Annotated in this window: 26 protein-coding genes and 1 tRNA gene; 11 read left to right on the top strand and 16 right to left on the bottom strand. The window is 70.4% G+C overall.

Translation table 11 applies throughout. The features are described 5' to 3' along the window. Window positions 1–30 precede the first annotated feature (30 nt). From kynU to CK240_RS07245, 4 genes are all read right to left on the bottom strand, one after another. On the bottom strand, window positions 31–1,218 hold the full coding sequence (gene kynU / locus CK240_RS07260) for a kynureninase (RefSeq protein WP_095639666.1): 1,188 nt from the start codon (window positions 1,216–1,218) through the stop codon (window positions 31–33). Window positions 1,219–1,729: 511 nt separating this feature from the next. Beyond that, window positions 1,730–3,955, bottom strand: a complete 2,226-nt coding sequence (gene glyS, locus CK240_RS07255) for a glycine--tRNA ligase subunit beta (protein ID WP_095639756.1) — start codon at window positions 3,953–3,955, stop codon at window positions 1,730–1,732. Continuing rightward, a complete protein-coding gene (locus tag CK240_RS07250) occupies window positions 3,952–4,434 on the bottom strand; it encodes a DUF6446 family protein (RefSeq protein WP_095639665.1) in 483 nt (160 codons plus the stop codon). The genes glyS and CK240_RS07250 overlap by 4 nt, the downstream gene beginning before the upstream one ends. Beyond that, on the bottom strand, window positions 4,431–5,378 hold the full coding sequence (locus CK240_RS07245) for a glycine--tRNA ligase subunit alpha (protein WP_095639664.1): 948 nt from the start codon (window positions 5,376–5,378) through the stop codon (window positions 4,431–4,433). Before CK240_RS07245 ends, CK240_RS07250 begins: the two co-directional genes overlap by 4 nt. Window positions 5,379–5,474: 96 nt before the next feature. Here CK240_RS07245 and CK240_RS07240 point away from each other — a divergent pair, with 96 nt between their 5' ends. Then, complete coding sequence (locus CK240_RS07240; RefSeq protein ID WP_095639663.1) at window positions 5,475–6,863, top strand: peptidoglycan-binding domain-containing protein; 1,389 nt, start codon at window positions 5,475–5,477, stop codon at window positions 6,861–6,863. Here CK240_RS07240 and CK240_RS07235 read toward each other — a convergent pair whose 3' ends face one another. Continuing rightward, window positions 6,864–8,312 carry a TrkH family potassium uptake protein gene (locus tag CK240_RS07235; RefSeq protein ID WP_095639662.1) on the bottom strand — a complete coding sequence of 483 codons (1,449 nt, stop codon included), beginning with the start codon at window positions 8,310–8,312 and terminating at the stop codon, window positions 6,864–6,866. Window positions 8,313–8,397: 85 nt separating this feature from the next. Here CK240_RS07235 and CK240_RS07230 point away from each other — a divergent pair. Continuing rightward, a tRNA-Gly gene (locus tag CK240_RS07230) sits at window positions 8,398–8,471 on the top strand. A 43-nt stretch (window positions 8,472–8,514) separates the two neighbouring features. On the opposite strand, the gene CK240_RS07225 is transcribed toward CK240_RS07230, so the two are convergent. Continuing rightward, a complete protein-coding gene (locus tag CK240_RS07225) occupies window positions 8,515–9,042 on the bottom strand; it encodes a hypothetical protein (RefSeq protein ID WP_095639661.1) in 528 nt (175 codons plus the stop codon). A gap of 172 nt (window positions 9,043–9,214) precedes the next feature. On the opposite strand from CK240_RS07225, the gene CK240_RS18635 reads away from it, so the two are divergent. Genes CK240_RS18635 through truA form a run of 3 tightly spaced genes read left to right on the top strand, consistent with a single transcriptional unit; the run spans window position 9,215 to window position 11,130 of the window. After that, window positions 9,215–9,355 (top strand): hypothetical protein, encoded by a 141-nt coding sequence (locus tag CK240_RS18635; protein WP_167649983.1) that lies wholly within the window; start codon window positions 9,215–9,217, stop codon window positions 9,353–9,355. Between the two features lie 10 nt (window positions 9,356–9,365). Next, window positions 9,366–10,328 (top strand): 5-bromo-4-chloroindolyl phosphate hydrolysis family protein, encoded by a 963-nt coding sequence (locus tag CK240_RS07220; RefSeq protein ID WP_095639660.1) that lies wholly within the window; start codon window positions 9,366–9,368, stop codon window positions 10,326–10,328. Window positions 10,329–10,332: 4 nt separating this feature from the next. Next, window positions 10,333–11,130: a tRNA pseudouridine(38-40) synthase TruA gene (gene truA, locus CK240_RS07215; protein WP_095639659.1), complete on the top strand. Its 798-nt coding sequence runs from the start codon at window positions 10,333–10,335 to the stop codon at window positions 11,128–11,130. Here the strand turns inward: truA and CK240_RS07210 are convergent. Then, window positions 11,102–11,728 (bottom strand): sugar transferase, encoded by a 627-nt coding sequence (locus CK240_RS07210; protein WP_167649992.1) that lies wholly within the window; start codon window positions 11,726–11,728, stop codon window positions 11,102–11,104. The two genes, truA and CK240_RS07210, sit on opposite strands and share 29 nt — an antisense overlap. 289 nt (window positions 11,729–12,017) lie before the next feature. On the opposite strand from CK240_RS07210, the gene CK240_RS07205 reads away from it, so the two are divergent. The 4 genes from CK240_RS07205 to CK240_RS07190 all read left to right on the top strand — a co-directional run bounded on the left by CK240_RS07205 (window position 12,018) and on the right by CK240_RS07190 (window position 14,609). Then, window positions 12,018–12,473, top strand: a complete 456-nt coding sequence (locus CK240_RS07205; RefSeq protein WP_095639657.1) for a universal stress protein — start codon at window positions 12,018–12,020, stop codon at window positions 12,471–12,473. Window positions 12,474–12,545: 72 nt separating this feature from the next. Continuing rightward, window positions 12,546–13,109, top strand: coding sequence for a NifU family protein (locus CK240_RS07200; RefSeq protein ID WP_095639656.1), 564 nt, complete (start codon window positions 12,546–12,548; stop codon window positions 13,107–13,109). Continuing rightward, entirely contained in the window at window positions 13,102–14,202 is a 1,101-nt protein-coding gene (gene tsaB, locus CK240_RS19565; RefSeq protein WP_420818616.1) for a tRNA (adenosine(37)-N6)-threonylcarbamoyltransferase complex dimerization subunit type 1 TsaB, read from the top strand. Before CK240_RS07200 ends, tsaB begins: the two co-directional genes overlap by 8 nt. After that, complete coding sequence (locus tag CK240_RS07190; RefSeq protein ID WP_095639655.1) at window positions 14,199–14,609, top strand: GNAT family N-acetyltransferase; 411 nt, start codon at window positions 14,199–14,201, stop codon at window positions 14,607–14,609. The genes tsaB and CK240_RS07190 overlap by 4 nt, the downstream gene beginning before the upstream one ends. A 521-nt stretch (window positions 14,610–15,130) precedes the next feature. Here the strand turns inward: CK240_RS07190 and CK240_RS07185 are convergent. The 9 genes from CK240_RS07185 to CK240_RS07145 form a co-directional block, all read right to left on the bottom strand. Beyond that, window positions 15,131–15,514, bottom strand: coding sequence for a hypothetical protein (locus tag CK240_RS07185; RefSeq protein WP_095639654.1), 384 nt, complete (start codon window positions 15,512–15,514; stop codon window positions 15,131–15,133). Between the two features lie 241 nt (window positions 15,515–15,755). Further along, window positions 15,756–16,850, bottom strand: a complete 1,095-nt coding sequence (gene flhB / locus CK240_RS07180; RefSeq protein WP_095639653.1) for a flagellar type III secretion system protein FlhB — start codon at window positions 16,848–16,850, stop codon at window positions 15,756–15,758. Next, on the bottom strand, window positions 16,847–17,593 hold the full coding sequence (locus CK240_RS07175; RefSeq protein ID WP_095639652.1) for a flagellar biosynthetic protein FliR: 747 nt from the start codon (window positions 17,591–17,593) through the stop codon (window positions 16,847–16,849). Before CK240_RS07175 ends, flhB begins: the two co-directional genes overlap by 4 nt. Further along, window positions 17,590–19,668 (bottom strand): flagellar biosynthesis protein FlhA, encoded by a 2,079-nt coding sequence (locus CK240_RS07170; protein WP_095639651.1) that lies wholly within the window; start codon window positions 19,666–19,668, stop codon window positions 17,590–17,592. Before CK240_RS07170 ends, CK240_RS07175 begins: the two co-directional genes overlap by 4 nt. Continuing rightward, window positions 19,665–19,937, bottom strand: a complete 273-nt coding sequence (locus CK240_RS07165) for a hypothetical protein (protein WP_095639650.1) — start codon at window positions 19,935–19,937, stop codon at window positions 19,665–19,667. The genes CK240_RS07170 and CK240_RS07165 overlap by 4 nt, the downstream gene beginning before the upstream one ends. Next, window positions 19,934–20,800 carry a flagellar motor stator protein MotA gene (gene motA / locus CK240_RS07160; protein WP_095639649.1) on the bottom strand — a complete coding sequence of 289 codons (867 nt, stop codon included), beginning with the start codon at window positions 20,798–20,800 and terminating at the stop codon, window positions 19,934–19,936. Before motA ends, CK240_RS07165 begins: the two co-directional genes overlap by 4 nt. A 4-nt stretch (window positions 20,801–20,804) precedes the next feature. Beyond that, complete coding sequence (locus CK240_RS07155) at window positions 20,805–21,344, bottom strand: MotE family protein (RefSeq protein WP_095639648.1); 540 nt, start codon at window positions 21,342–21,344, stop codon at window positions 20,805–20,807. Next, complete coding sequence (locus CK240_RS07150; protein ID WP_095639647.1) at window positions 21,337–21,678, bottom strand: hypothetical protein; 342 nt, start codon at window positions 21,676–21,678, stop codon at window positions 21,337–21,339. The genes CK240_RS07155 and CK240_RS07150 overlap by 8 nt, the downstream gene beginning before the upstream one ends. Then, window positions 21,675–22,157 carry a flagellar basal body-associated FliL family protein gene (locus CK240_RS07145; protein WP_095639646.1) on the bottom strand — a complete coding sequence of 161 codons (483 nt, stop codon included), beginning with the start codon at window positions 22,155–22,157 and terminating at the stop codon, window positions 21,675–21,677. The genes CK240_RS07150 and CK240_RS07145 overlap by 4 nt, the downstream gene beginning before the upstream one ends. Window positions 22,158–22,268: 111 nt before the next feature. Here CK240_RS07145 and fliF point away from each other — a divergent pair, with 111 nt between their 5' ends. Together fliF and CK240_RS07135 are read left to right on the top strand one after the other, a co-directional pair. Continuing rightward, entirely contained in the window at window positions 22,269–23,849 is a 1,581-nt protein-coding gene (gene fliF, locus CK240_RS07140) for a flagellar basal-body MS-ring/collar protein FliF (protein ID WP_095639645.1), read from the top strand. Beyond that, entirely contained in the window at window positions 23,849–24,409 is a 561-nt protein-coding gene (locus CK240_RS07135; RefSeq protein WP_095639644.1) for a hypothetical protein, read from the top strand. Before fliF ends, CK240_RS07135 begins: the two co-directional genes overlap by 1 nt.

The following is a 24,409-nucleotide window of genomic DNA, read 5'->3' as shown; positions in this document are numbered from 1 at the left end:
GATGCCGCAGGGAAAGCCGGGGCCGCCATGTCAGGTCACCGCCGCCCGGCGGTGATGCTCGGGCCGGTCCCAGAGGCCCCGGCGCAGGATCCCCGCCAGCACCGCAACCGCGCGGTCCACGTCCTCCATGTCGTTGTAAAGCGGCGCGAAGCCGAAGCGCAGCACGTCGGGCGCGCGGAAGTCGCCCACCACCCCTTCGGCGATCAGCGCCTGCATCACGGCATAGGCCTGGGGGTGGCGGAAGCCCACCTGGCTGCCGCGCCGGGCCGGATCGCGCGGGGAATGCAGCGTCAGTTCGGGACAGGCGGCCTCGACGCCCGCGATGAAGGCTTCCGACAGTTCGATCGAGCGGGCGCGGAGCGTGGCCATGTCCACGCCCTCCCATATGACCAGCGCCGCGTCCAGCGCCGCCAGCGCGATGACCGGGGGCGTGCCGACCCGCATCCGTTCGATCCCGGGCGCGGGGGCATAGGCGGCGTCGAAGGCGAAGGGCTGGACATGGCCCATCCAGCCCTGCAGGCAGGGGCGGGCGGCCTCGGCATGGTCGGGATGGACCCAGATGAAGGCCGGCGCGCCCGGCCCGCCATTGAGATACTTGTAGGTGCAGCCCACCGCGAAATCCGCGCCCGTGCCCAGCAGGTCCACGTCCACCGCCCCCGCCGAATGGGCAAGGTCCCAGACAGCCAGCGCCCCCGCCTCATGCGCGGCGGCCGTCAGGGCGGCCATGTCGTGACGCCGCCCGGTGCGGTAATCGACCTCGGTCAGCATCAGGACGGCAAGGTCGGGGGTGGTGTGCGCCGCCACGTCCTCGGGGGCGACCACGCGCAGCTCGGCCCCGACCGTCTCGGCCAGCCCCTGCGCGACGTAGAGGTCCGAAGGGAAGTTGCCGCTGTCCGACAGGATCACGCGCCGCCCGGGTCGCAGCCGCAGCGCCGCCGACAGCGCCTGGAAGACCTTGATCGACAGCGTGTCGCCCATGACGACCTGCCCCTCGCCCGCGCCGATCAGCCGCGCGATCCGGTCGCCCACGCGGCGCGGCTGGACATACCAGCCCGCCCGGTTCCAGCCGGTGATGAGCATTTCCGACCACTGGTCCCGCATCATCGCCGCCACCCGGTCGGCGGCATGGCGCGGCATCGGCCCCAGCGAGTTGCCGTCGAGATAGGTGATTCCCTCCGGCAGGCGGAAGGCGTCGCGCGTGGCGGCGAAGTCGGTCATGAGGCTCTCCCTTGGCCCGAGGCTATTAGCGCAACCGGCGGCCGCAAGATCAAGGAACCGCTGCGATCGCAGGGGCAGGGCAGGGGGATTGCGACCCGATGCCGCACCTGCCTGCCCCCACGGCTTCTCGATAGCCTCGGGGCTGCTGATCCGCGGAACGCAAGGCAAATCGGGAAAAATCCGTCATGGCGTCCTTGCCGCCATCCGGGTCCAGCGGAACACCGGCAGGAAAGTCGGTCCGGGCGCGGCATGGCGTCGGCGGCGTGGGTGCGAAGGAAAGCCCTCCGGGCCCATGCCGATCCGCCCCGATCTTGGCCTGCGCTCCGGGCCTCCGGGACTGCAAACCGTCCACCGGACCGTTTGCGGCCGTCCTGCCGGCCCCTCGGCTTCGCTTCGGACGTTCGCCGGGGGAAAGGTCCACCGGACCTTTTCCTGATCCGGTCCGGCCCTTCGCTTTCGCTTCCGGCCTTCGGAACTGCAAACGGTCCATCGGACCGTTTGCGGACGTTCCTCACCCCTCGACCTTGCCGAAATCCGCGATCAGGCGGCCGGCCTCGCGGATGCGGGACAGAAGGTTCAGGCGGTTGCGGCGGACCACCTGGTTGTCGGTGTTGACCTGCACCGCCTCGAAGAAGGCGTCGATGGGCGCGCGCAGGGCGGCGATGGCGGACATGGCGGCGGGGAAATCCTCGGCCTGCATGGCGGCGGCGATCTTCGGCTCGGCGGCGTCCAGCGCGGCAAACAGCGCGCGTTCCTCGTCGGTTTCCGCGAACTTCGGGTCCGCGCCGAAGGAATATTCGACGCCGTCCTTTTCCTCGGCCTGCGCCAGGATGTTGGCGGCGCGCTTGAGCCCCTGCAGCAGGTTCGGGCCGTCCTCGGATGCCAGCATCCCGTTCAGAGCGGTCGCGCGGCGCACGACCAGCGTGAGGTCGTCCGACCCGGGCATCGCCAGCACCGCGTCGATCACGTCATGGCGGATGCCCTGATCGCGGAGATGGACCTTGAGGCGGTCGTGGAGGAAGGAGAGGAGGTCGGAGGTCGTTTGCGCACCCCACTTCTCATGCCTACCAAGACCTTGAACGCCGCTTTCTGGATCGGAAGGCACCATTCGTGCCTCGATGCGCATACGAGCGTCAGTTGCGATATCGTCCGGCAGAGCATCGAGGCTGACCACTTGCTCCTCGAACCCACGCATCTGGAGCTGACTGAATAAAAATGCAATTTGTGAACCTACAGTCTTGGACAGATTGAGGCGCACCCCATTCCCCAGCACCAGCCGGATCACCCCCAGCGCCGCCCTGCGCAGGGCGAAGGGATCCTTGCTCCCTGTGGGTTTCTCGTCGATGGCCCAGAAGCCGGTCAGCGTGTCCAGCTTGTCGGCCAGCGCCACGGCGACCGAGACCGGCGCGCTGGGCACCTCGTCCGAGGGCCCCAGCGGCGAATAGTGGTCGCGGGCGGCGTCCGCCACCGCATCCGGCAGCCCGGCGGCCTGCGCGTAATAGCGGCCCATCGTGCCCTGCAACTCGGGGAACTCGCCGACCATGGCCGAGCGCAGGTCCAGCTTGGCGATTCTCGCGGCCTGCTCCACCTGATCTTGGTCCGCGTTCACGGCGGGAGCGATCTCGCGGGCCAGCGCGGCGATGCGTTCCACCCGGTCGGCCTGCGAACCCAGCTTGGCGTGGAAGGTCACGGCCTTCAGGCCCTCCTTCCACGACTCCATCCCCGCGCGAGCCTCGCGCAGGTCGTTTTCCCAGAAGAAGGCGGCGTCGGACAGGCGGGCGGCCAGGACGCGCTGGTTGCCGGCCAGGATCGTCGCGCCGTGGTCGGGCGTCTCGATGTTGGCGACGGTCACATAGCCCTCGATCCGGCCTGTCTTCGGGTTGCGGGCCGACAGGAACTTCTGGTGTTCCTTCATCGAGGTTTGCAGCACCTCGGGCGGCAGGTCGAGGAACCGCTGCTCGATCACGCCCATCAGCGGCACGGGCCATTCCACCAGCCCGGCAAGCTCTGTCATCAGGCCCTCGTCGGGCATGATCTCCCACCCGCGCGCGAAGGCGAGGTTCGCGGCCTCCTGCCGGATCGCGGCTTCGCGCTCGGCGGGGTCGAGCATGACCCTGGCCCGGCGCAGCTTGGCGGCATAGTCGTCGAAGCCCGTCACGCGGAAGGCGTCGGGGGCCATGAAGCGGTGGCCGCGCGTCGTGTCGCCGGCCTCGATTCCGTCCACGGTCAGCGGCACGACCTGCGCGCCGCCCTCGTCCGACAGGATCGCGATGATCGAATGCAGCGGGCGGACCCAGCGCAGCGAGCCCGAACCCCAGCGCATCGACTTGGGCCAGGGGAAGTCGCGGATGGTGGCGTCCAGCACCTCGGCCACGATGTCGGCAGCCTTGCGGCCCGGCTTTTCGATGACGGCGAAGAAGACCTCGCCCTTCTTCTCGGCGCGGCGTTCCAGCTGGTCCAGCGTCAGGCCGGTCGAGCGCAGGAAGCCCTCGATGGCCTTCTCGGGCGCGTCGGTGCGGGGGCCCTTGCGCTCCTCGCGCACGGGCTTCGACTCGGCCGTCAGCCCCTCGACAGCCAGCGCGAGGCGGCGGGGCGTGGAAAAGGCCCCGGCCGAGGCATAGGTCAGGCCCGCGTCCACCAGCCCGTCGGTGATGAGCCGCTTGAGGTCCTCGCGTGCGCGGGGCTGCATCCGGGCGGGGATTTCCTCGGAAAACAGCTCGATCAGCAGGTCCATCAGTCCATCACTCCGCGTTCCGGGGTCTTGTCGTTCAACTGGTGCCAGCCAAAGGCGCGGCCGTCGGGATAGACGGCGATGATGCGGTCCACGTCGGGATGGACTTCCGCCTGGCCGAGGATCGCGCGGGCGTTCCCCGCCTCGAGGTCGGCGGTCAGGGCCTTTGCCGAATAGCACTGGAACCAGTTCGGCCCGTTCAGGGGCGTGGCCGCCGGGAAGGGCGCGGCGTCCGCGACCTCGGCCGGGTCCAGCGTGAAGCAGGCGCGCCAGCGGATCGGCGAGGACTCCGCGTCGATGGCCTTGAACTCTCCGACCGTCACGGGCCGGGTCGCGCCGTCGGGCAGCGTCACCATCATCTGCGAGGCGCCGGTGATCTCGTCCACGTCCTCGTAGAAGCCGTAGACCTGCAGGTACCAGACGGCGACGCCCGCAAGCACCGCCACCAGCACCAGCATGGACGCCATGATCTTTCCGCTGGTCACGCGGCATCCCCCGCGTTGGTGCCCGTCGCGGCCTCGGTGGTCGCGAACAGGTCGGCGCAGGCCTTGGCCAGCGCCCGCACGCGGCCGATATAGGCCTGCCGCTCGGTGACGCTGATGACGCCGCGGGCGTCCAGCAGGTTGAAGATGTGGCTGGCCTTGATCGCCTGGTCATAGGCGGGGTGCGCCATCGGGATCTGCCGCCCGGCGCTGTCCTGCGCGGGGGCATCCAGGATGCGGGCGCATTCGGCCTCGGCGTCCTTGAAGTGCTGGAACAGCATCTCGGTGTCGGCAACCTCGAAGTTCCAGCGGGAATATTCGCGCTCGGTCTGGCGGAAGACGTCGCCGTAGGTCAGCGGGATCGGCGCGTCGGGGGCGTTGAAGGGCATGTCCATGACATGTTCCACCCCCAGCACATACATCGCCAGCCGTTCCAGGCCGTAGGTCAGCTCGCCCGAGACGGGGCGGCAGTCGTGGCCGCCGACCTGCTGGAAATAGGTGAACTGGCTGACCTCCATGCCGTCGCACCAGACCTCCCACCCAAGGCCCCAGGCGCCGAGGGTGGGGGATTCCCAGTCGTCCTCGACGAAGCGGACATCGTGGACCAGCGGGTCCAGCCCGATCGCCTTCAGCGAGCCCAGGTAAAGCTCCTGCAGGTTCGGGGGCGAGGGTTTGATGATGACCTGGTACTGGTAGTAATGCTGCAGCCGGTTCGGGTTCTCGCCGTAGCGCCCGTCGGTCGGGCGGCGCGAGGGCTGCACGTAGGCGGCGGCCCAGGGGCGGGTGCCCAGGGACCGCAGCGTGGTCGCCGGGTGGAAGGTGCCCGCGCCCACCTCCATGTCGTAGGGCTGCAGGATCGCGCAGCCGGTGGCCGCCCAATAGCTCTGCAGGCGCAGGATCACGTCCTGGAAACAGCGTGGCCGGTCGGCCTGTTCGGGGCTGGTCATCCCGGCGTCCTTTCGCATAACTGACGCGAATGCAGGCCGCTCATAGGGTGCGGTCCGGGCCGGGTCAATCGGCCCACGGGGCAAGGGATGTGACCGATGCGGGGCTTGGCCTTTCTGATCTGCGCGATGCTGCCGGGGGCGGCGCTGGCCGAGCCCGTGGTGCTGCGGGTCGAGGCGCAGCGCGCCGCAGCCGCCGAGGCGATGACCGCCCGCTGGGCCGGCCGCTACCCCGAGGTGATGCGCTTCCCGCTGCCCGGCGGCTGGACCGGCATCGGCCTTGGGCCGATGGAGCGCGAGGAGGCCGAGGCGGAACTCGCGCGGCTCAGCGCGGCGGGCGAGATCCCCGGCGACAGCTTCATCGTGCCGGTGCCCGAGGGCGCGCAGCCGGTGACGGCTGCCGTGGCCGGGACCGCCGGCGCTCAGCCTGACGGGGCGGGTCCGGCGGCAGGGGCCTTGACCACCTCCGCGCCGCAGGGTGCGGACACGGCCGATGCAACCGCAAGCCCTGCGCCTGGCACGGCCGCCGAGCCTGTCATTGCGCCGCCGCCCGGCGACTACCTGCGCCTGCAGCGTTTCGACACGCGCGAAGCGGCGGATGCGGCGCTGGCGACCTGGCGCGAAGATTTCCCCGAGGCGGGCCTGTTCCAGCAGCCGGACGGGGGCTTGGCCATCGCGCTGGGTCCAATGCCCGCCGCCGTGGCCGAGGCCTGGCTGGGCGCCTTCCGCCGGGCCGAGCGGGTGGGCCGCTTCGCATCCGTCCTGCCGCCCGACGACCTGGGTCAGCCGCTGGAGCCTGCGGGCGCCATCGAACTGCCCGCGCCCGGCCCCGGCGCCGAGATGCCGCCGCTGGAGGACGTCCAGCGCGCCCTGCGCTGGGCGGGTCATTACAACGGCGGGATCGACGGCAAGGACGGCCCGCAGACCCGCGCGGCCATCGCCGCCGAGGTGCTGGCGCTGCGGGCCTCCCCGGATGCCGCCGAAACCATGCGGGCGCTGATCGACCGGCGCGAGGAATGGCGCGCCGGGATGAACCTGACGCAACTGGACGACCCGCAGTCGGGCCTGTCGCTGATGGTGCCGATGGACCGGCTGCAGTTCGACCGCAACGAACAGGGGCTGTCGATCTACGGGCCGAAGGACGAATCCGGCGCGGCGCTGATCCTTTACGGCGCGCCGGGCGGCCAGCAGGAGATGCTGGACTTCACCGGCCTTGTCACCGCGCTGGGCTGGGTGCCCTCGCCCGAGCGGCAGGTGACGCAGGGCCGCGCCTCGCTGATCGGGCGCAACGACACCCATATCGGCCAGGCCGAGGCGCGGGTCGTCGATGGCCGGGTTCAGGGCGTGGTGCTGATCTGGCCGGTGATGGACGCCGGGGACCAGCCGCATGTCGCGGCCGAGGTCCTCGACAGCCTGCGGGCGACCCCCGCGCCGGAACCCGCGCCCCAGGCGGAAGGCCCCGCCGAGACCGCCGCCGATCCCGCCTGACTACTGCCGCCAGAATCGCGGCAGCAGCACCACCAGGACGGTGATCAGTTCCAGCCGGCCGAGGTACATCCCCAGGATCATCAGCCACTTCGAGGTCTCGGGGAAAGCGGCGACGCTGCCGTTGGCGGTCACCTCGGGGCCCCACATTGGGCCCACGTTGGCGATGGCGGTCCAGGCGGCGGTCAGGGCGGTCCGGGAATGCAGCCCGCTCAGCGCCAGGGCCACGATCAGCGCCCCAAAGGTCAGCACGAACAGCGTGAAGAAGGCCATGACCGAGTTCACCACCTCGGCGTCCAGCCTGCGCCCCTGCAGCCGCAGCGGCCGGACGCGATGGGGCGAATGCATCTGCACCAGTTGGCCGCGCAGCGCCTCGAACAGCACCTGGTAGCGGAAGACCTTGATCGAACAGGCGGTCGATCCCGTGCAGCCCCCGATCAGCCCCGCCAGCACCAGCAGCACGAAGGGCAGGTGACCCCATTGGGTCACGTCGGCCGAAGCGAAGCCCGTGCCCGAGATGATAGTGACGACGTTGAAGACGACCTCGCGCAGTAGGTCGAACGAAAGGGCGGCCGTGCCCCTGAGTGCCTGGTAGGCGATGATCAGCACGCACAGCGCGACGATGATGCCCAGGTAGGTGCGGATCTGGCTGTCGCGCCAGATCGGCACGGGGTCTCCATGGGCAAGCTGCAGCATCCGCACGAAGGGGATCGAGGCGACGATCGTGAAGAACGAGGCCGCGTATTCGAGCGGGCCGGCAAAGGGCGCGAAGCTTGCGTCATAGCGCCCGAAGCCGCCGGTGGAACAGGTCGTCAGCGCGTGCATCACCGCGTCGAAGCCGCTCATCCCCAGCGCGGCATAGGTCAGCGCGCAGGCGGTGGTGATGCCCAGGTAAAGCTGGGCCATCTCGGCCGCGATCTGGCCCGCCCGCGGCATGACCTTGCCCATGGTGTCGAAGCCTTCCGACCGGAAGAACTGCATCCCACCCACCCGCATGATCGGCAGGAAGGCCATCGCCACGACGACGATCCCCAGGCCCCCCGACCATTGCAGGATCCCGCGCCACAGATGCGTGCCCAGCGGCAGGCTGTCGAGCTTCTGGAAGGCCGTCGCCCCGGTCGTGGTCATGCCCGACATCGATTCGAACATCGCGTCGGTCCAGCTTGCCCCCGGCGCCCCCAGCATGAAGGGCAAGGCGCCAAGCACCGGCAGGGCCGCCCAGAGGCCCGTGGTCAGAAGAAAGGCCTGCTCGATCTGCAGCCGCCCGCTTTCGCCACGGGTCGCCAGCATGGTCATCAGGCCCAGAACGACCGTCCCGGCAGCGGCCGCCGCGAAGGCGCGCCAGTTCGGGTCGCCCACGCTCCAGTCCACGGCGGCCGGCAGCAGCATCAGCCCGCCCATGGCGACCGAAAGCTTGGAGATCGCCTGGACGACGGGGCGGATGTCGATCATCCCCCCTGACTGCCCTTGTCCCTTGCGCCGGTCAAGCGCGGCCCGCTTGCGCAGGCAGGCCCGCTTGGGTAAAGCTGCGCCTCATGCGGGTGTAGCTCAATGGTAGAGCAGCAGCCTTCCAAGCTGAATACGTGGGTTCGATTCCCATCACCCGCTCCAATCCTTCCCTTCGGCCGACAGCGGCATGCAGGACAGGCCGCCCCTAGGCGCCCGAGGGAGCCTTGCGGAGCCGTTGCCGGATCGCTAGGGCCAGGAAACCGGGAAAGATCAGGCAGACGGCGGCGGACAGGACCGACCTTTCGTTGAGCAGTCCGTAAAGAACCCCGATCACGCCGCCCGTCAGTGCCACCATGACCGCTCCGGACAGGCCGGGCATCCGGCGGCGGCAGATCGCCTGCGCCGAGGCGAAGCAGAAGCCGGCGTTCACGATCAGCCACAGGGGGCTGAGCGCACCGAGCGGTGTCTTGAAGGGCGCCGGCAGCCAGACCTGCCCGAAGCCCACGGCCGGTGACAGCGCGTCGCAGATCAGGTGGACATGAAGCCCGATCAGGGCCCCGGCCGTGGGCATCAGGCCGATCCTGCGGCGGAAAAGGAAAGGGATCACGGCGGGCAGAGCCGAATGGGTCAGGATCGAGCGGTGGTGCAGCAGCGACAGAAGCAGCAGGTCCACGTCGGGCACGGCAAGGAAGAAACAGGCGAAGGCTGCAACAAGGACTGTGCGCCAGAACACGGGGCACCTCTGGGTCACGGTCTGTCCGGGCCGCCATGAAGCGACCCGCCGGCCATAACCGCTGGCGCGGCCGGGATGTTCCGGCCATGGAACCCCAGGCACATCCCGCGCCTTTCCCGCGCCGCGTCCGGAACGGGCGGGCCGTTGCGGGGTTGACCGTGCGGCCACCCCCGTGCGACCGCAAGGGCGGCCACCGCCGCAACGCCCGATCCGCCGAAAGACCACGCCCATGTCCCGTCCCGCCGTGCAGCGCCTGTCCTTCTTCCTTCTGATGGGGGTGACGCTTTACGCCTCGCTCTTCGGCGCGGGCTGAGGGCGGGATCATGGCGAAACGGTTCGGTGGCAAGTATTCCCCCAACGCAGACCGCGCGGACAACGGCCCGCCCGCGCGCCCGGCGCCGGGCGAGGTGCGGCATCCGCATGAAGGGCGGACCAAGTGGATCACCTTCATGGCCTCGCCGTTCCTGCTGACGGCCTTCTTCCAGAGCGACCCTGTGGTGATGGCGACCAGCCTCGCGGGCTTCGGCATCACGGCGGGCGCGATGTGGATGACGCGCGAAGGCCTGCAGGCCGAGGCCGCCTATGACGCGCGCCGCGTGGCCCGCCGCCCGGCGATCCCGCGCAAGCTGTTCGGCGGCGTGCTGACCGGCCTTGGCCTTGCCGTGGGCGCGGCCGAGCCGGGGGCGCTGGGGGGCGCGCTCGCCATCGGCTTCACGGGCTCGATCCTGCACTGGCTGACCTTCGGCCCCGACCCCATGAGCGACAAGGGCATGGAAGGCGTGGACAGCTTCCAGCAGGACCGCGCCGCCCGCATGGTCGAAGAGGCCGAAAAGCACCTGGCAGGCATCACCGACGCGATCAAGCGTGTGGGCGACCGGCGGCTTGAGGCGCGGGTGGGGATGTTCGCCGCGACCGCGCGCCACCTGTTCGACGGGGTCGAGCAGAACCCCAACGCGCTGGCCGCGGCCCGCCGCTATCTGGGCGTCTACCTGATCGGGGCGCGCGACGCGACGGTCAAGTTCGTCGATCTTTATTCCCGCACCCGCGACCAAGAGGCGCGGGCTCAGTACGAAGCCCTGCTGGGCGACCTCGAGGCCGGCTTCCAGGCCGTGACCCAGCGGCTGCACGAGGGCGGGCGCACCGACATGGACATCGAGATCCAGGTCCTGCGCGACCGCCTCGCGCGCGAGGGCGTCCGCCCGCCCGAGGGCGCCCTGCTGGAGGACCGCGCCGAGCAGACCGCGGACGAGCTGTTCCGCATCCCCGAGAACCTCCGTCGCCGCTAGTCCCATGCCGCGCTTCGCGCTGAAGATCGAATATGACGGCGGGCCCTTCGCCGGCTGGCAGGCGCAGGCCGAGCTGCCCTCGGTCCAGGGCGCGGTCGAACGCGCGCTGGCGGCGCTCGACCCCGGCTTCCGCGCGGGCGCGCGGATCGCGGCGGCGGGGCGGACCGATGCCGGGGTCCATGCGACGGGGCAGGTGGCCCATGCGGACCTGACGCGCGACTGGGACCCCTTCCGGCTGTCCGAGGCGCTGAACTGGCACCTGAAGCCCGCGCCCGTGGCGGTGCTGGCCGCGGCGCGGGTGGGCGACGACTTCCACGCCCGCTTCTCGGCGCAGGGGCGGTGCTATCTGTTCCGCCTGCTGTCCCGCCGGGCGCCTGCGACCCACGACCGGGGCCGCGTCTGGCAGGTTGTCCACCCGCTGGACGTCGAGGCGATGCGGCAGGGGGCGGCGCACCTCGTCGGGCGGCACGACTTCACCACCTTCCGCTCGACCATGTGCCAGGCGGCCAGCCCGGTGAAGACGCTGGACCGCATCGCCATCGAGGAGATCGCGGTTCCCCATGGCGCGGAATACCGCTTCCACCTGTCCGCGCGGTCCTTCCTGCACAACCAGGTCCGGTCCATCGTGGGCACGCTGGAACGCGTGGGGGCAGGGGCTTGGGCGCCCGGGCGGGTGCGTGACGCGCTCGATGCGCGCGACCGTGCCGCCTGCGGGCCGGTCTGCCCGCCGCAGGGGCTTTATCTCGTGGGGGTGGACTACCCGGCGGACCCGTTCAGCGACGCCGCTTCCAGCCGGGAATGATGACCGTCATCACGGTGTTGAAGATGATCCACAGGTCCAGTCCCAGCGTCCGGCGCTGCTGGTAGATCAGGTCCAGCCGCAGCTTGGTCGGCAGGCAGCGCCGGTAATAGGCGGCCTCGGTCGCTTCGGGCGAATGGCAGCGCGCCATGATCCGGTCCTCATGCGCGTGATAGATCAGCGTGGCGAGGCCCGTGACGCCCGGCCGCGTCCGCAGCACCTGGGTATAGCGGCGGGGAAAGCGCTCGACATACTCGCGAAGGGGCGGGCGGGGGCCGACAAAGCTCATGTCGCCCTTGAGGATGTTGAACAGCTGCGGCAGCTCGTCGATGCGGGTGCGGCGCAGGACGCAGCCCAGGCGCGTGATCCGCCAGGCCTTGTGCGCGCCCGTCGCGCCGGCGTCCTTCTCGACCGCGGTCATGGTGCGGAACTTGATCAGCTGGAAGGGCTGGCCGGGCGCACGCATCCGTTCCGAGACATAGAGGATAGGCCGGCCCTCGAAGACCAGCAGAAGCCCGGCGACCGCAAGCATCAGGACCGACAAGGGCACCAGCAGCAGCAGTGCCAGCGCCACGTCGAACAGCCGCTTGCCGAGGGTTATCCCCGCACCTGGCGCACGGCGGACAGGCGGGGACGCGATCAGGCTCCCGTCGCCCGGCAGGGGGGCCAGGAACGGGGCAAGACCGATCTTTTCGCTGTTCCAGTCGTGTTGGACCGTCACTTGCCCTGCCACCTTTGGTTGGTCATGCTGGGGACCCTGATCGCGGTTAACATAGTGGGGGGGCATTGCAAGTGCAGCAAACCCCCCTCCCGTTCGGGGGTTGAGAAGCTGATGCAGTTTTGCGACTCTGACCGGCAGGAATTGGCCGACGGCACCGAAGGGACGGACGATGCGCAAGTTTCTTGTCGTGCTGGACGACAGCAAGGAGTGCCTGAACGCGATCCGCTATGCCGCGCTCAGGGCGGCCAACACGGGCGGCGCGGTGCAGGTGCTGGCGGTTATCCCGGCCAGCGAGATCCAGCACGGCTTCGGCGTGGCCGATGTCATGCGCGCCGAGGCCCGCGAACGGATCGAGCAGCAGTTCGAGGTGTTCGCAAAGTGGATGCGTGACCGCCCCGGCGTCGAGCCGGAGCTGGTCGTGCGCGAAGGCGACCCCGGGGCCGAGCTGATCGCCCAGATCAGCGACGATCCCGAGATCGCCGTGGTGGTGCTGGCGGCGGCCTCGGACAGCGGCGGGCCCGGCCCTCTGGTCACGCGGCTGATGCGCGAACTGACCTCCCTGCCCTGTCCGCTGACCATCGTGCCGGGCGACATCTCGCGCGAGCGGCTGGAGAAGATCACCTGAGGCGGGGACAAGGCCGCCAGCCTTGACTTGGGGGCCGCCGGGACCATATCGGGCCTGACCGAGGAGCATCCGATGTTCATTCAGACCGAAACCACGCCGAACCCCGCCACGCTCAAGTTCCTGCCCGGCGAGACCGTGCTGGGCAGCGGCACCGCCGATTTCCCGACCTCCGAGGGCGCGGCGGCCAGCCCCCTCGCGCGCCGCATCTTCGCGGTGCCCGGCGTCGCGGGCGTGTTCCTGGGGTCTGACTTCGTGACCGTGACCAAGTCCGACGCGGCGATCTGGGACCAGATCAAGCCGTCCATCCTTGGCGCGATCATGGACCATTACCAGTCCGGCGAGGCCGTGATGCCGGGCGCGGCCGCGACCCAGGCCAGCGCGCATGCCGCCCATGACGGCCCCGACGCGGACATCGTCAGCCAGATCAAGGAACTGCTGGATACCCGCGTCCGGCCGGCGGTTGCCCAGGACGGCGGTGACATCACCTTCCACGGTTTCGACCGGGGCGTGGTCTACCTGCACATGCAGGGGGCCTGCGCGGGCTGCCCGTCCTCGACCCTGACGCTGAAGATGGGGATCGAGAACCTGCTGCGCCACTATATCCCCGAAGTCGTCGAGGTGCGTCCCGTTGCCTGACCCTCTTCGGGTGCTTGGCTTGGACACGTCGGCCGCGCATTGCGCGGCCGCTGTCGTTTGCGGCGACCGGGTTCTGGCCGAACGCGCCGAAGCCATGACCAAGGGTCAGGCCGAGCGGCTGTTTCCCCTGATCGGCGAGGTGATGGCGCAGGCGGGGCTGGCCTGGTCCGACCTCGACGCTATCGGCGTGGGCATCGGGCCGGGCAATTTCACGGGCGTGCGCATTTCCGTGGCGGCGGCGCGCGGCCTGGCACTGTCGCTGGGCATCCCGGCGATCGGGATCAGCGCGACCGAGGCCGCCGCCTGTGGCGCGCCCCGCCCCTGCCGCGCGGTGGTCCCACTGCGCGGCGACGAGGTCGTGTGGGAGGACTTCGGCCTGCCGCAGGACGGCGCGGGGCCGCAAAAGGCCATGATCGCGCTTGGGCAGGCAGGCCCCTCCGGCCCTGCAGAAGGCGGACCGGCGCCCGGAAAGACCTGTGCGGCGGCAGAACGCGCGGCGGGGCCTGAACCTGCCGCGACCATGCCGGAAGGGAATGCCCTATCCCCGGATTCTTCACTGGGCGGCACTGCTGATCACGACGTGCTGGGGACGGCATGGCCCCGCCCGGGCCTTGGGAAGGACGGACAGGCGGGCGAGTCTCAGCCGCCCGGCAGGACGGCGGAAGACGGGCCCGCGCTTTCTCCCGGCGCAATCCACGAGGCCGTGGCCAATCCCCCCGGACCCGAGCGCCAGGGCGCGGACACAAGGGCGGACAGGGGCAAAGCTCTGCCCTTCGCCGAGGCTGCCCTGTCCCACGTCCCGGCAGGCAAGAAAGAGGACGGCGCGGGCTGCTCCTTCGCGCCCGGTCCCAGGCTTGGCCACATCGACGGCCTCCCGTCCGGCCCGCCTGTCTGCACCCCCCTCTGGCCCGTGGCGGTCGCCGTCGCGCTGGCCGCGCATGAGCGCATGACTTCGGGCGCCGCAAGCATTGCGGACGGCAGCTTGCAGGCTTTCCCGGGCTTTGCGGCCTCGGGTCCGCGCCCTGCACCGCTTTACCTGCGTCCGGCCGATGCCGCGCCGCCACGCGACCCGCCGCCCGTGATCCTTCGATGAGCCCCGAGCAACTCGCCGCGCTGCACGGCCGGTGCTTCGTGACGCCCCGCCCCTGGACTGCCGCCGAGTTCGCAGGACTGCTCTCGGCGCCCGGCTGCGTCCTGCTGACGGCGCCGATGGGCTTTCTTCTCGGCCGGGTCGCAGGGGGCGAGGGCGAACTTCTGACCCTTGCCGTCGCGCCCGAGGCGCGCCGCTCGGGTCAGGGTCGCGCGCTGGTCGAGCGTTTCCTTGCGCATTGCGCCGCCGAGGGCGCCGAGGCGGCCTTTCTCGAGGTCGCATCGGACAACAAGGCCGCCCTGGGGCTTTATCACCGGACAGGCTGGGACAGCGTCGGGCGCCGCCCGGCCTATTATGCCCCCGGCATCGACGCCGTGGTGATGCGGCATGGGCTGGCGCAGCCAGCCTGACGGAAGGACCGCTCCGGAAACATTCCATCGCCGGGCCGACGAACCCGGGCTCGCGGCCGGCGCTGCCGAAGGCGCGTGGACACTCGCCGCCGCGGCGCGACAGAGAGCGGTGTCAGGCCGGACTGCCCTCTCCCGGGATGGTTCTTCCCGGGACGCACTTTTCAGGATGGTCCGGGAGAAAGCAGGGTGCTTCAGCGCCGGGCCACCGTGATGTCGGCCGCGTCATGAAGCGCCATGGTGATCCCGGTGCAGCGCGCGCCTGATCCCGGGGCGCAGGCCGAAGTTCCACCCTTATCGCGAAAGCCTTTGGCCATGCAGCGTGGTCTTGGCCTGATCGGCTGCAAGGCCGGGCACTGTGTCCCGAAGCCCCCGTCAGGGCAGCCGTCCGGTCCGCAGGCGGCCTCAAGACGGATGCCGCTCGGCGGGTGAAACGGGCGCGGTCTGACGACGGCTCGGGCACAGACGGCATGGCAGGAGGCAAGGGCAGGGGATCCTGTCCAGGATCAGGGCCGAAGTGCGTGTCACCATCGCCTGCGCTCTGCCTCGGTCTTCTCCTGCGCCAGGATTTCCCGTTGCACCTGCAGCAGCGCCTCGGCCCGTCCGAAGGCCAGAACGGCGGCGCGATGGGCCGCGTCGAGTCCCGGCTTCATCCGTGCCAGCGCCGTTTCGCTGCGCTGCACCTCTCGGGCGCGGTAGGCAATCAGGGCGGTGGTCAGCCGCCACTGGTCGAGGCCGTCCGAAACCGGTGCAGCGATCGCCTCGGCAAGTTCGGTCCGGATGCCCTCGACCTGCCGCTGCATCGCGTCTGCATGGGCGCGATAGGCCGAATAGCGCCGCAGGTCGGCATCGGCCTTGAGGCGCGCGATCCGCGCGAGCTTGCCGAGCTGATCGGCCTTGCGGCTCATTTCCCGCGCCCCGTGGCAAGCGGCCGAACTCGCGCAACCGTGGCGGGCCCGCGGCTCATGACCCAGGGTGAATAGCGCGCTGCCGGTCTGGCCCTCGGGGTCCGGCCGGTTCCCGCAGCGGACCGGTCGGGCGCCCCCGTCCGGCCGGCGCGGTCAGGTCCGCGCCCGCAAGCTCCCCTTGTTCCACGGGGCTTTCCCTTTCGGCCCGCGACGAAACCGGGGCAGGGCTTTCCCGTGGACATCATCGCGCGGCTCCCTCGAGGGCGCCGTCATAGCCGCGCCGCGCCTTGGCCCGCATGGCCTCGGCAAAGCGGATGGCGGCGGCGACGGGGCCGAACTCGGTGCACGGGATCTCGTCGCCGATCCTGACCCCGGCGTGCAGCGCGCGGGCACAGGGCGGGTCGGACCAGATCGGGACCTTGTGGTCGCGGGCGCGCTGGCGGATGCGGGCGGCCACCTCGTCCACGCCCTTGGCCAGGCACACCGGGGCCCGGCCGCTGCCCCGCTTCCATTCCAGCGCGACCGCGTAATGGGTCGGGTTCACGATCACCACGTCGGCACGTTCGACATCCGCCAGCATCGAGCCCAGGGCCAGATCGACCGCCTTCTGCCGGCGCGCGGCCTTGAGATGGGGATCGCCCTCGCTGTCCTTGTGTTCATCCTCGACCTCTTTCCGGGTCATGCGGTTGCGCCGGCGGAAATCGAAATGCTTCCACAGCAGGTCGATGCCCGCGAAGACCGCCGCCACCGACAGCGCCAGCAGCAGAACCTGGCGGATCAGGACCGGCAGGGCCCCGATCCAGGCCGTGGCGCCCATGCTTGCCGCCTGCGCCACGGTCCGGCCCAGAGTGGAAAACAGCAGCACGCCCCCCAGCGTGACGCCGCAAAGCTTGGCCAGCGAGATGGCAAAGCTTACCAGCCCGGTCTTGCCGAACTTCTGGCCCGCGTTCCTGAAGGGATCGATCCTTTTCAGATCGGGAGCCAGCCGCGAGGGCGTGACGACAAGCCCGCGCTGCGCCAGCAGCCCCGCCACGACCAGCGCGGCCGGAACCAGTGCCACGCCCAGCACCGCCCCCCCCGACAGAAGTCCCAGCGAGCGTGCGACGCTCTCGGCGCCGTCGGGCAGGGTTTCGGCCCCCAGCAGCCGCTCGGCCAGGCCGAGCCACGCCGGCACCACCACCGCCATGCCCATGGCGAAGGCCCCGAAGACGCCCAGGTAGGTCAGAGCCGTCGTGGCCTCGGCGGATCGCGGCACGTCGCCCTGCTCGCGGGCCTTACGCAGCTTCTGCTCGCTCGGCTCGTGCTGGCGGTCGTCCTTGTCCTCGCCGCCGCTCATCGCAGCCCCGGCAGGTCGATCGACAGGACGGCGTCGGCCCAGATCGCCAGCAGCCCCGGTGTCAGCAGCGCAAGCGCCACCAGCGCCAGCAGGATGGCGGCGGGTGCGGCCACGAAGACAACGGGCATGGCCGGCATGACCCGCGAGACCACGCCCGAGAGCATCTGGAACAGAAGCCCGCCCAGCACGAAGGGCGAGGCGATCAGCAGCGCGAGGGTGAAGCCCTGCACGACCAGCGCCAAGAAGGCAGGCCAAACCTGCCCGATCTCGGGCCAGAGCCCTGCGGGCTTCAGCGCGAAGCTGTCGGTCAGGAGCCGGCAGACCAGAACCGGCAGGCCCAGCGCCATCAGCAGCGCCATGCCCGCCATGTGCATGAGGTTGCCGATCGGATGGGGCGGCATGTCCTCGGAGATGCCCAGCATCGCCGACATCGAGGCGCTTTGCGCCAAGGTCGTCGAGGCCATGTCGAGCGCCATTGCGACCACCCGCACCATGAGGCCCAGTGCCAGCCCCGCGACGATCTCGGCCGCGACCAGGCCCGCGAGTTGCAGCGGCGCGGGCAGCGATGCAGGCCGCGCGGCGCCCGCGTAAAGCGGCGTCAGCGCCATCGCGGCGGCCACGCGGACCCGAATGGGAATCATGCGCTCGCCCAAGCCGGGCATCGCCAGCAGGCAGGCCTGGATGCGGGCATAGACCAGCAGCAGCGGCATCAGCCAGGGAAGAAGCTGCGGAGCCAGCGTCATGGCTCCACCGAGCCCACCAGCCGGATGCGGGCCTGGGGATCGACCTCGTCGATGCCGAGGATCGGCCAGGAAAGGCCCGCGCCCGCGGCCACCGCGCGAACCAGCCGGCGGCGATGGTCAGGGACGACCAGGGCGGGCTGGGCTTCGGGCGGCAGGCCGGCCGCAGCCTGGCGCAGCTTCTCGGTCAGGCGCTGCATCAGCGGCGGGGTCACGGCGCCGGCCGTGCGGCCGGGCTCTGCCTCGGCGCGGAGGAACTCGGCCTCCCATCCCGGATGCAGTTGCAGGACATCCAGCTGCCCCTCCGGGTCCGTCAGGGCCTCGGTGATCTGGCCGCGCAACCGGCGGCGGACGAATTCGGCGGCAGCCTCGGGGTCGGGCGAGCGGCTTTCGTGGACCGCCTCGACGATCAGCGCGAGGTTGCGGATCGAGATGCGGTCTTCCAGCAGCAGTCGCAGCACGGACAGAAGATGCTCGGGCGCGACCTTGTCGGGGACCATGCTGTCGAACACACGCTGATAGGCCTGGGCCCGCGCCTCGTCCGACAGCGAGCGAAGTTCCTGCATCAGCCGCTGCATCGAGCCCAGCGTCAGCAGCGCGGGCATCTGGGACTTCACGGTCTCCATCAGGTGGGTCGACAGGACCTCCATCGGCGTCACGACGCTGGCGCCCGCGATGGCGGCCTCGTCCTGGTGCGAAGGGTCGATCCAACGGGCAGGGCTGTCATAGACAGGCTCGCGCGTCCGCTCGCCGGGGATGCCGGCCAGGGTGTCTTCGGACCCCAGCGCGAGGATCTGGTGCGGGTTCAGGCGCCCGCGCGCGCGCACGACGCCGTGGACGCGGATGACATAGTCGCCGCCCCCCATCCCGACCGCATCGGTGATCCGCACCTCGGGCAGGATGATGCCGAAGCTGCGGGCGATGTGGATGCGCAGGTTGTTGATCCGCCCGCCGAGGCCCCGCGCGGGGTCGAGCGCGGCCGCGATGAGGTCCGCGCCGATTTCCACGCAGATCTCGTCCGTGTCCAGGACATCGCCGATGCGCGCACGGGCTTCCGGCGCGGGCAGGGAGGCGGCCTTGTTCTCCTCGGGCGCCGCAGGAGGACGGGTGGCGTTGCGCCAGGCGAACCAGCCCGCGAGTGCCGCGATGGCCAGGAACATCAGCGTGGGCATCCCAGGCACGAAGCCCAAGACGGCCATGGCGCCCGCGGCAAGTGCCGGGGCGTGCCAGTTCTGCGCCAGTTGCTGGGACAACAGGTCCGCCGTCGATTCCGTCGAGCCCCCGCGCGACAGCAGCAGCGCCGCCGCCATCGAGGTGATGAGCGCCGGCACCTGCGTCACCAGCCCGTCGCCGATGGTCAGCTGCGAATAGGTGGACAGCGCCTCGGACGCGGGCATCCGGTGGGCGATCAGGCCCACGCCAAGGCCCACGAAGAAGTTGGCCGCCGTGATCAGCAGCCCCGCGATGGCGTCGCCCTTGACGAACTTGGACGCGCCGTCGAGCGAGCCGTAGAAGCTGATCTCGCGCCCGTCCTGAGCCCGGCGGCGCTTGGCCTCGTCATGGGTGATGGCGCCCGAGTTCAGGTCGCCGTCGATCGCCAGCTGCTTGCCCGGCAGCGAGTCGAGCGCGAAGCGCGCCGAGACCTCGGCCATCCGCCCCGAGCCCTTGGTGATGACCATGAAGTTCACGATCGAGATGACCGCGAAGACCGTGATCCCGACCATCAGCGAGCCGCCCGCCACGAACTGGGCGAAGCCGTTGATGACCTCGCCCGCGGCATCGGGGCCGGTATGCCCTTCGGTCAGGATAAGCCGCGTCGAGGAAACGTTCAGCGACAGCCGGATCACCAGCGACAGCAGCAGCATCACCGGGAATGCCTGGAAGTCGGTGGGCTTGTGGACGACGCTGGCCATGACGAGGATCAGCACCGACGTGGCGATCGACAGCGCGATCCCGGCATCCAGCAGAGCCGCCGGGATCGGGATCACCATCGACATCACCACCAGCACCAGCACGCCCGTGATGGCGAGCGGCTTGGCCGAGGCCCCGTGCCCTTCGGCGGGTGCAACGGCGCTCATTCGTGGTCCTCGGGCTCGGGCTCGAGGGCGGGGCTGGCGGGCGAGATCACCCAGTCCACCGGCATCACCACGTCGGACAGGAAGCCCGCGCGGCGCAGGTAGACGATCACCATCAGCCGCTGGTCGGGGGGCAGGGCCTGCAACCGGACGGGAAAGTCGGGGGCAAGCTCCTCTCCGGCCAGCAGGCGCGCGGTCGCGTCATCGACAAAGGCGGTCGCGGCGGGGCTGAGCGCCTGGGCGGCGGCAAGGGCAAGGGCCGCCAGCATCATGCGGCCTTCTTCATCTCGCGCAGCGCGCTTTCGACCTCGGTGAAGCTCGGGCGCAGGTGCTCGGGCGCGGCTTGGCGGCCCACCTCGACGCAGAGGTTCGTGGCGTGCTGGTGCAGGCCCGCGATCAGCACCGACTTGATGACCTCGTAGAAGGCGAGGTCCTGCTTCATCACCGCGGCCAGCCGCTGCGACAGGGGCGCGACCAGCCCGTAGGCGAGGAACACGCCCAAGAAGGTGCCGACGAGCGCGCCGCCGATCATGCCGCCCAGCACCTCGGGCGGCTGGTCGATCGCGCCCATGGTCTTGATCACGCCCAGAACGGCCGCGACGATCCCCAGGGCGGGCAGGGCATCGGCCATGTTCTGCAGCGCGTGCGGGACATGCATCGCCTCCTCCTTCATCAGGGCGATGCGGCGGGCCAGCATGTCCTCGACCTGATAGGGGTCATCGTAGTTGAGGCTGGCCGAGCGGAGCGTGTCGGTGATCAGCGTCACCGCGTTCCCGTCGGCGAGGATCGCGGGATAGGCCTGGAAGATCGCGGAGCCGTGCGGGTTCTCGACATGCTCCTCCAGCGCGACGGGGTTCGAGCGCGCGAGCTTGAGCAGCTGGAACAGCAGGCACAGCATCTGCGTGTTGTCCGCCTCGTGCCAGCGCGGCCCCTTGAAGGCGCGGAGGATGCCGGGGACCGTGTGCTTGAGCGTCGCGCCGTCGTTCGACAGCAGGTAGGATCCCACCGCCGCGCCGCCGATCATCATCATCTCGAAGGGCAGCGAATGGGTGATCACGGCCATCTTGCCGCCGGCGAGGATGTAGCCGCCGAAGACCATGGCGAAGGTAAGGACGATGCCGATGATGCCGAACATGGGCTCAGTCTCCGGTCAGGCGGCGCGCGCCCATGTGAGCGGTCAGGACCGCGGCCTGCCCCGGGTCGATCTGGGAAATGATGCGCGCGCCCGCGTCGGGCTGGACGCGCGTCAGGATTTCGGCCGCGAAATCGGGTGGCAGGGTCGCGATGATCGTCGCGGCCTCGGCAGGTTTCATAGCGTCGTAGACAGCGATCAGCCGCTCGATCCCTTCGTTGCGGCCCGCGTCCCGACCGGCCCTGGTCTCGCCCAGTGCGGCCTTGGCCTTCTTCAGCGCGGTCAGGCGCGAGACGATCTGCGCCTCGGCGGCGGCGATCTCCTCCTTGCGGCGGGCAAGGTCGGCCAGCGCCCGGTCCACGGCGATGCCGCGCAGCCGCAGCGTCTCGGCTAGGGCCACGGCCTCGGGGACGTCGGTGCAGCCGTCGAGCAGCCCGGTCGGGGCGGCCTCGGCGGTCAGCAGGCGGGCAAGCCGGTCGCCCTGCGCGATGGCCAGAGCCGCAACCAGCGCGATGGCGCCGCCCGTCCAGAAGATGCGGTCAGGCATGGCCGGCCTCCTTGAGGCGCCGGCGGCGCAGCGGACGGGCCGGCGCCGCCGCCTGCGGCAGGAACTGCTGCTGCAGCGCCCAATAGGCGCGTTCGGACTTGGCCTTCTCGATCTCGCGCGCAAGACCGTCGGTCGCTGTGGTGGCGCCCGCCTGGGCGGCGGCCAGCGCGGCCTCCAGCCGTGCGATCTCGGCCGCCATGACGGCGATCGCGCCGCCGAGGCCGGTTTCCAGGTCGTTCAGCTTGCGCAGCCGTCGCGCGAGCAGGTGGCAGAACCCGGCCACGGCCAGCCCCGCGACCACCAGCGCGCCTTGCAGGATGAGGGAAAGGGTCATTGGATGCGGAACTCGGTGATGAGAAGGTCCCGGAGCGCCGTGTCGCCCAGGATGAAGCGGGTGCGGGTCGCCAGTTCTCCCCGCAGGATTTCCAGGATGCCGCGCCGGCTGAAGGCGGCCGCGTCGATCTGCGACAGGAAGCCGTTGTAGCTGTCGGTGATGCGCGGCATCAGCATGCGCGCCTGAGAAAGAGATGCGGGTTCGACCTCGAGCGTGATGGCCAGCGCCAGGGTCTGTGTCCGCTCGCCCGGCAGCGTCAGCACAAGGCGGGGCACGTCGAGAAAGGTCGCGGCCGCAGGCTGTTGCGCTTCCATCGGGGCGGGCGCGGCCGGGCGCAGCATCGAAAGCGGCGACCAGAGACCGGTGACGGTCGAGCCCAGTCCCGCGGCCAGCGCCAGAACGGGCAGCAGCACCGGAAGCAGCCGCTTCAGCAGCGGCCTTGGGGGGGGCGCGTCAAGCGGTTCGCTGATGTCCGTCATCTGATTCTCCGTCCTGATGGGACCGGAGTAGCAGCAGGGGGCTAACCAAATCTTAATCGGCCCCGTGCCATCACCGGTTCCGTCGATTCGAGAACGATTCGAGAGGGCGGAATGCAGAAGCTTGCCGAATACTGGGACGACCGCAGCAGCAGCCAGAAGCAGCTGATCGGGGCGGCGTTCCTGCTGACCTTCCTGGCGGTCGCAGGTTTTGCCTGGTTGGCCAGCCGGACGCCGATGGCGCTGCTGTATTCCGGCCTTGATCCGGCGCGGGCGGGCGAGGTGATGGCCGAGCTCGACAAGACCGGCGTTCCGTCCGAAATCCGCGGCGACGCGATCTGGGTCGCCGAAGCCGAGCGCGACCGGCTGCGGATGACGCTGGCAGGTATGGGCCTGCCCTCGGCGGGTGGCGCGGGTTACGAGATCCTGGACGGCATGTCGGGCTTCGGCACGACCTCGCAGATGTTCGACGCGGCTTACTGGCGCGCAAAGGAAGGCGAGCTTGCCCGGACGATCCTGACGGTTCCGGGCGTCAAGGCGGCGCGGGTGCATGTCGCGCCGCCCTCGACGCGGGGTTACCGGCGGGACGCGGGCGGTGCAGCCTCGGTGACGGTGACCATGAACGGGGAGGCCCTGGACGCCAGGCAGGCGCAGTCGCTGCAGTTCCTGGTGTCCTCGGCGGTGCCGGGCCTTGAACCCGAGCGGGTCAAGGTGATCGACAGCGCGCGCGGCATCGTCTCGACCGGCGAGGAAACCGTCGCCACCGACCGCGCGGCCGAGATGAAGCGCAACGTCGAGCGCATCCTGGAACCCCATGTCGGCCCCGGCAACGCGATCGTGGAACTGAACCTCGACCTCGTGACCGAGACCGAGCAGCTGTCCGAGCAGACCTTCGATCCCAATGCCCGCGCCCTGGTCTCGCAGGAGAACGAGGAAACGACCGACCAGTCCACCAACGGCGAGCAGGCGGCGGTCACGGCCTCCTCGAACCTGCCCGAGGGAACGGGCGCGCAGGGCGAGCAGAGCCGGACGTCCAGCTCCGAAACCCGGCAGCGCCAGAACTATGAGGTGAGCCGCGTCACGCGCGAGGTCCTGCGCCAGCCCGGCGCGACGCGGCGGCTGACGGTGGCCGTGCTGGTGAACGGCACGGTCGAGAAGGCCGCCGACGGCACCGAGGCGCTCGTCCCCCGCAGCGAGCCCGAGCTTGAGGCGCTGCGCGAGCTTGTCGCCTCGGCCGTGGGCTTCGACGAGGCACGGGGCGACGTCATCACCGTCAAGTCGCTGCCCTTCTCGGCCCTGGGCGCCGAGGGCACGGCGGCCGAGCCCCGCGGGCTGCTGGCGCAGCTGCCGCTGAACGACCTTGCCCGGCTGGCGCTGATCGGGTTCTTCGCGCTGGCCGTGGCGCTGGTGGTGATGCGCCCGGTCCTGCGGGGACGTTCCGCCAGGGCCGAGCAAGCCTTGCTGGACGGCTCGGGCGCAGGGACGGCCGAGATCCTGGCGCCGGCCCTGGCGCCGCCCGAAGCCGCTCCTGCGGCGGGACTGTCAGGCTTGGTGGACACAACTCCTGAGTTCGAAGTCACCCCGCCCGCGGCGCTTCCCGATCCCGTGGCGCGCCTGCGCGAGCTGATGCGCGAACGGCAGGACGAAAGCATGCGCATCCTGTCGGGCTGGATCGGCCAGAAGGAGGAAGCCTGATGGGCGCTCTCCTTCAGCTGGAACGCTTCGACCTTGGCGCCGAGAAGCCTGCGCCGCCTCCCGTCTTCGCCCAGTCCGACCTGGAGGCCGCCTTCGCCGAAGGGTTGGCCCAAGGCCGGCAGGAGGCCGAGGCGCAGCGCCTTGGCCAGATCTGCGGCGCCCTGGTCGCACTGTCCGAACGGCTGGCGGCCGAAAGCGCCGCACGGGCCGCCTCGGCTGAGGACCAGTTGCACGCGATCGCGCCGCTGATCGGGGCGCTTCTGGACGGGATCATCCCCGCGGTGGCACGCGGACGGCTGGAAGCGGCGCTGCTGGCCGAACTGCGGCAGCTCGCGGCCTCGGTCACGCCGCTTGCCGCGACGATCCGCTGCGGTCCGGACATGGCGGCTTTCGTTTCCGCCTGCCTTGCAGCCACGGGAATCGAGGCGATCGGGATCGACCCCTCGGGCCCGGAGGGCACCGTCGAGGCCGAGATGCTGGGAGGGCTTGCAACCTGGAGTGTCGCGCAGGCGGCCGGGCAGTTGCGCGACCTCGTCTGCGAAATGATGGAGATGGAGTGA

The sequence above is a fragment of the Paracoccus salipaludis genome (assembly GCF_002287065.1).
Classification (GTDB): domain Bacteria; phylum Pseudomonadota; class Alphaproteobacteria; order Rhodobacterales; family Rhodobacteraceae; genus Paracoccus; species Paracoccus salipaludis.
Note: the sequence above shows the minus strand (reverse complement) of the source record. Positions and strands in the feature narration are given on the sequence as shown.

Coding starts and splice junctions, on each gene's coding strand:
- kynU (WP_095639666.1), bottom strand. CDS start 1,218: ATGACCGACTTCGCCGCCACGCGCGACGCCTTCCGCCTGCCGGAGGGA.
- CK240_RS07245 (WP_095639664.1), bottom strand. CDS start 5,378: ATGACCAGCCCCGAACAGGCCGACCGGCCACGCTGTTTCCAGGACGTG.
- CK240_RS07240 (WP_095639663.1), top strand. CDS start 5,475: ATGCGGGGCTTGGCCTTTCTGATCTGCGCGATGCTGCCGGGGGCGGCG.
- CK240_RS07235 (WP_095639662.1), bottom strand. CDS start 8,312: ATGATCGACATCCGCCCCGTCGTCCAGGCGATCTCCAAGCTTTCGGTC.
- CK240_RS07220 (WP_095639660.1), top strand. CDS start 9,366: ATGGCGAAACGGTTCGGTGGCAAGTATTCCCCCAACGCAGACCGCGCG.
- truA (WP_095639659.1), top strand. CDS start 10,333: ATGCCGCGCTTCGCGCTGAAGATCGAATATGACGGCGGGCCCTTCGCC.
- CK240_RS07205 (WP_095639657.1), top strand. CDS start 12,018: ATGCGCAAGTTTCTTGTCGTGCTGGACGACAGCAAGGAGTGCCTGAAC.
- CK240_RS07200 (WP_095639656.1), top strand. CDS start 12,546: ATGTTCATTCAGACCGAAACCACGCCGAACCCCGCCACGCTCAAGTTC.
- CK240_RS07190 (WP_095639655.1), top strand. CDS start 14,199: ATGAGCCCCGAGCAACTCGCCGCGCTGCACGGCCGGTGCTTCGTGACG.
- CK240_RS07185 (WP_095639654.1), bottom strand. CDS start 15,514: ATGAGCCGCAAGGCCGATCAGCTCGGCAAGCTCGCGCGGATCGCGCGC.
- flhB (WP_095639653.1), bottom strand. CDS start 16,850: ATGAGCGGCGGCGAGGACAAGGACGACCGCCAGCACGAGCCGAGCGAG.
- CK240_RS07175 (WP_095639652.1), bottom strand. CDS start 17,593: ATGACGCTGGCTCCGCAGCTTCTTCCCTGGCTGATGCCGCTGCTGCTG.
- CK240_RS07170 (WP_095639651.1), bottom strand. CDS start 19,668: ATGAGCGCCGTTGCACCCGCCGAAGGGCACGGGGCCTCGGCCAAGCCG.
- CK240_RS07165 (WP_095639650.1), bottom strand. CDS start 19,937: ATGATGCTGGCGGCCCTTGCCCTTGCCGCCGCCCAGGCGCTCAGCCCC.
- motA (WP_095639649.1), bottom strand. CDS start 20,800: ATGTTCGGCATCATCGGCATCGTCCTTACCTTCGCCATGGTCTTCGGC.
- CK240_RS07155 (WP_095639648.1), bottom strand. CDS start 21,344: ATGCCTGACCGCATCTTCTGGACGGGCGGCGCCATCGCGCTGGTTGCG.
- CK240_RS07150 (WP_095639647.1), bottom strand. CDS start 21,678: ATGACCCTTTCCCTCATCCTGCAAGGCGCGCTGGTGGTCGCGGGGCTG.
- CK240_RS07145 (WP_095639646.1), bottom strand. CDS start 22,157: ATGACGGACATCAGCGAACCGCTTGACGCGCCCCCCCCAAGGCCGCTG.
- fliF (WP_095639645.1), top strand. CDS start 22,269: ATGCAGAAGCTTGCCGAATACTGGGACGACCGCAGCAGCAGCCAGAAG.
- CK240_RS07135 (WP_095639644.1), top strand. CDS start 23,849: ATGGGCGCTCTCCTTCAGCTGGAACGCTTCGACCTTGGCGCCGAGAAG.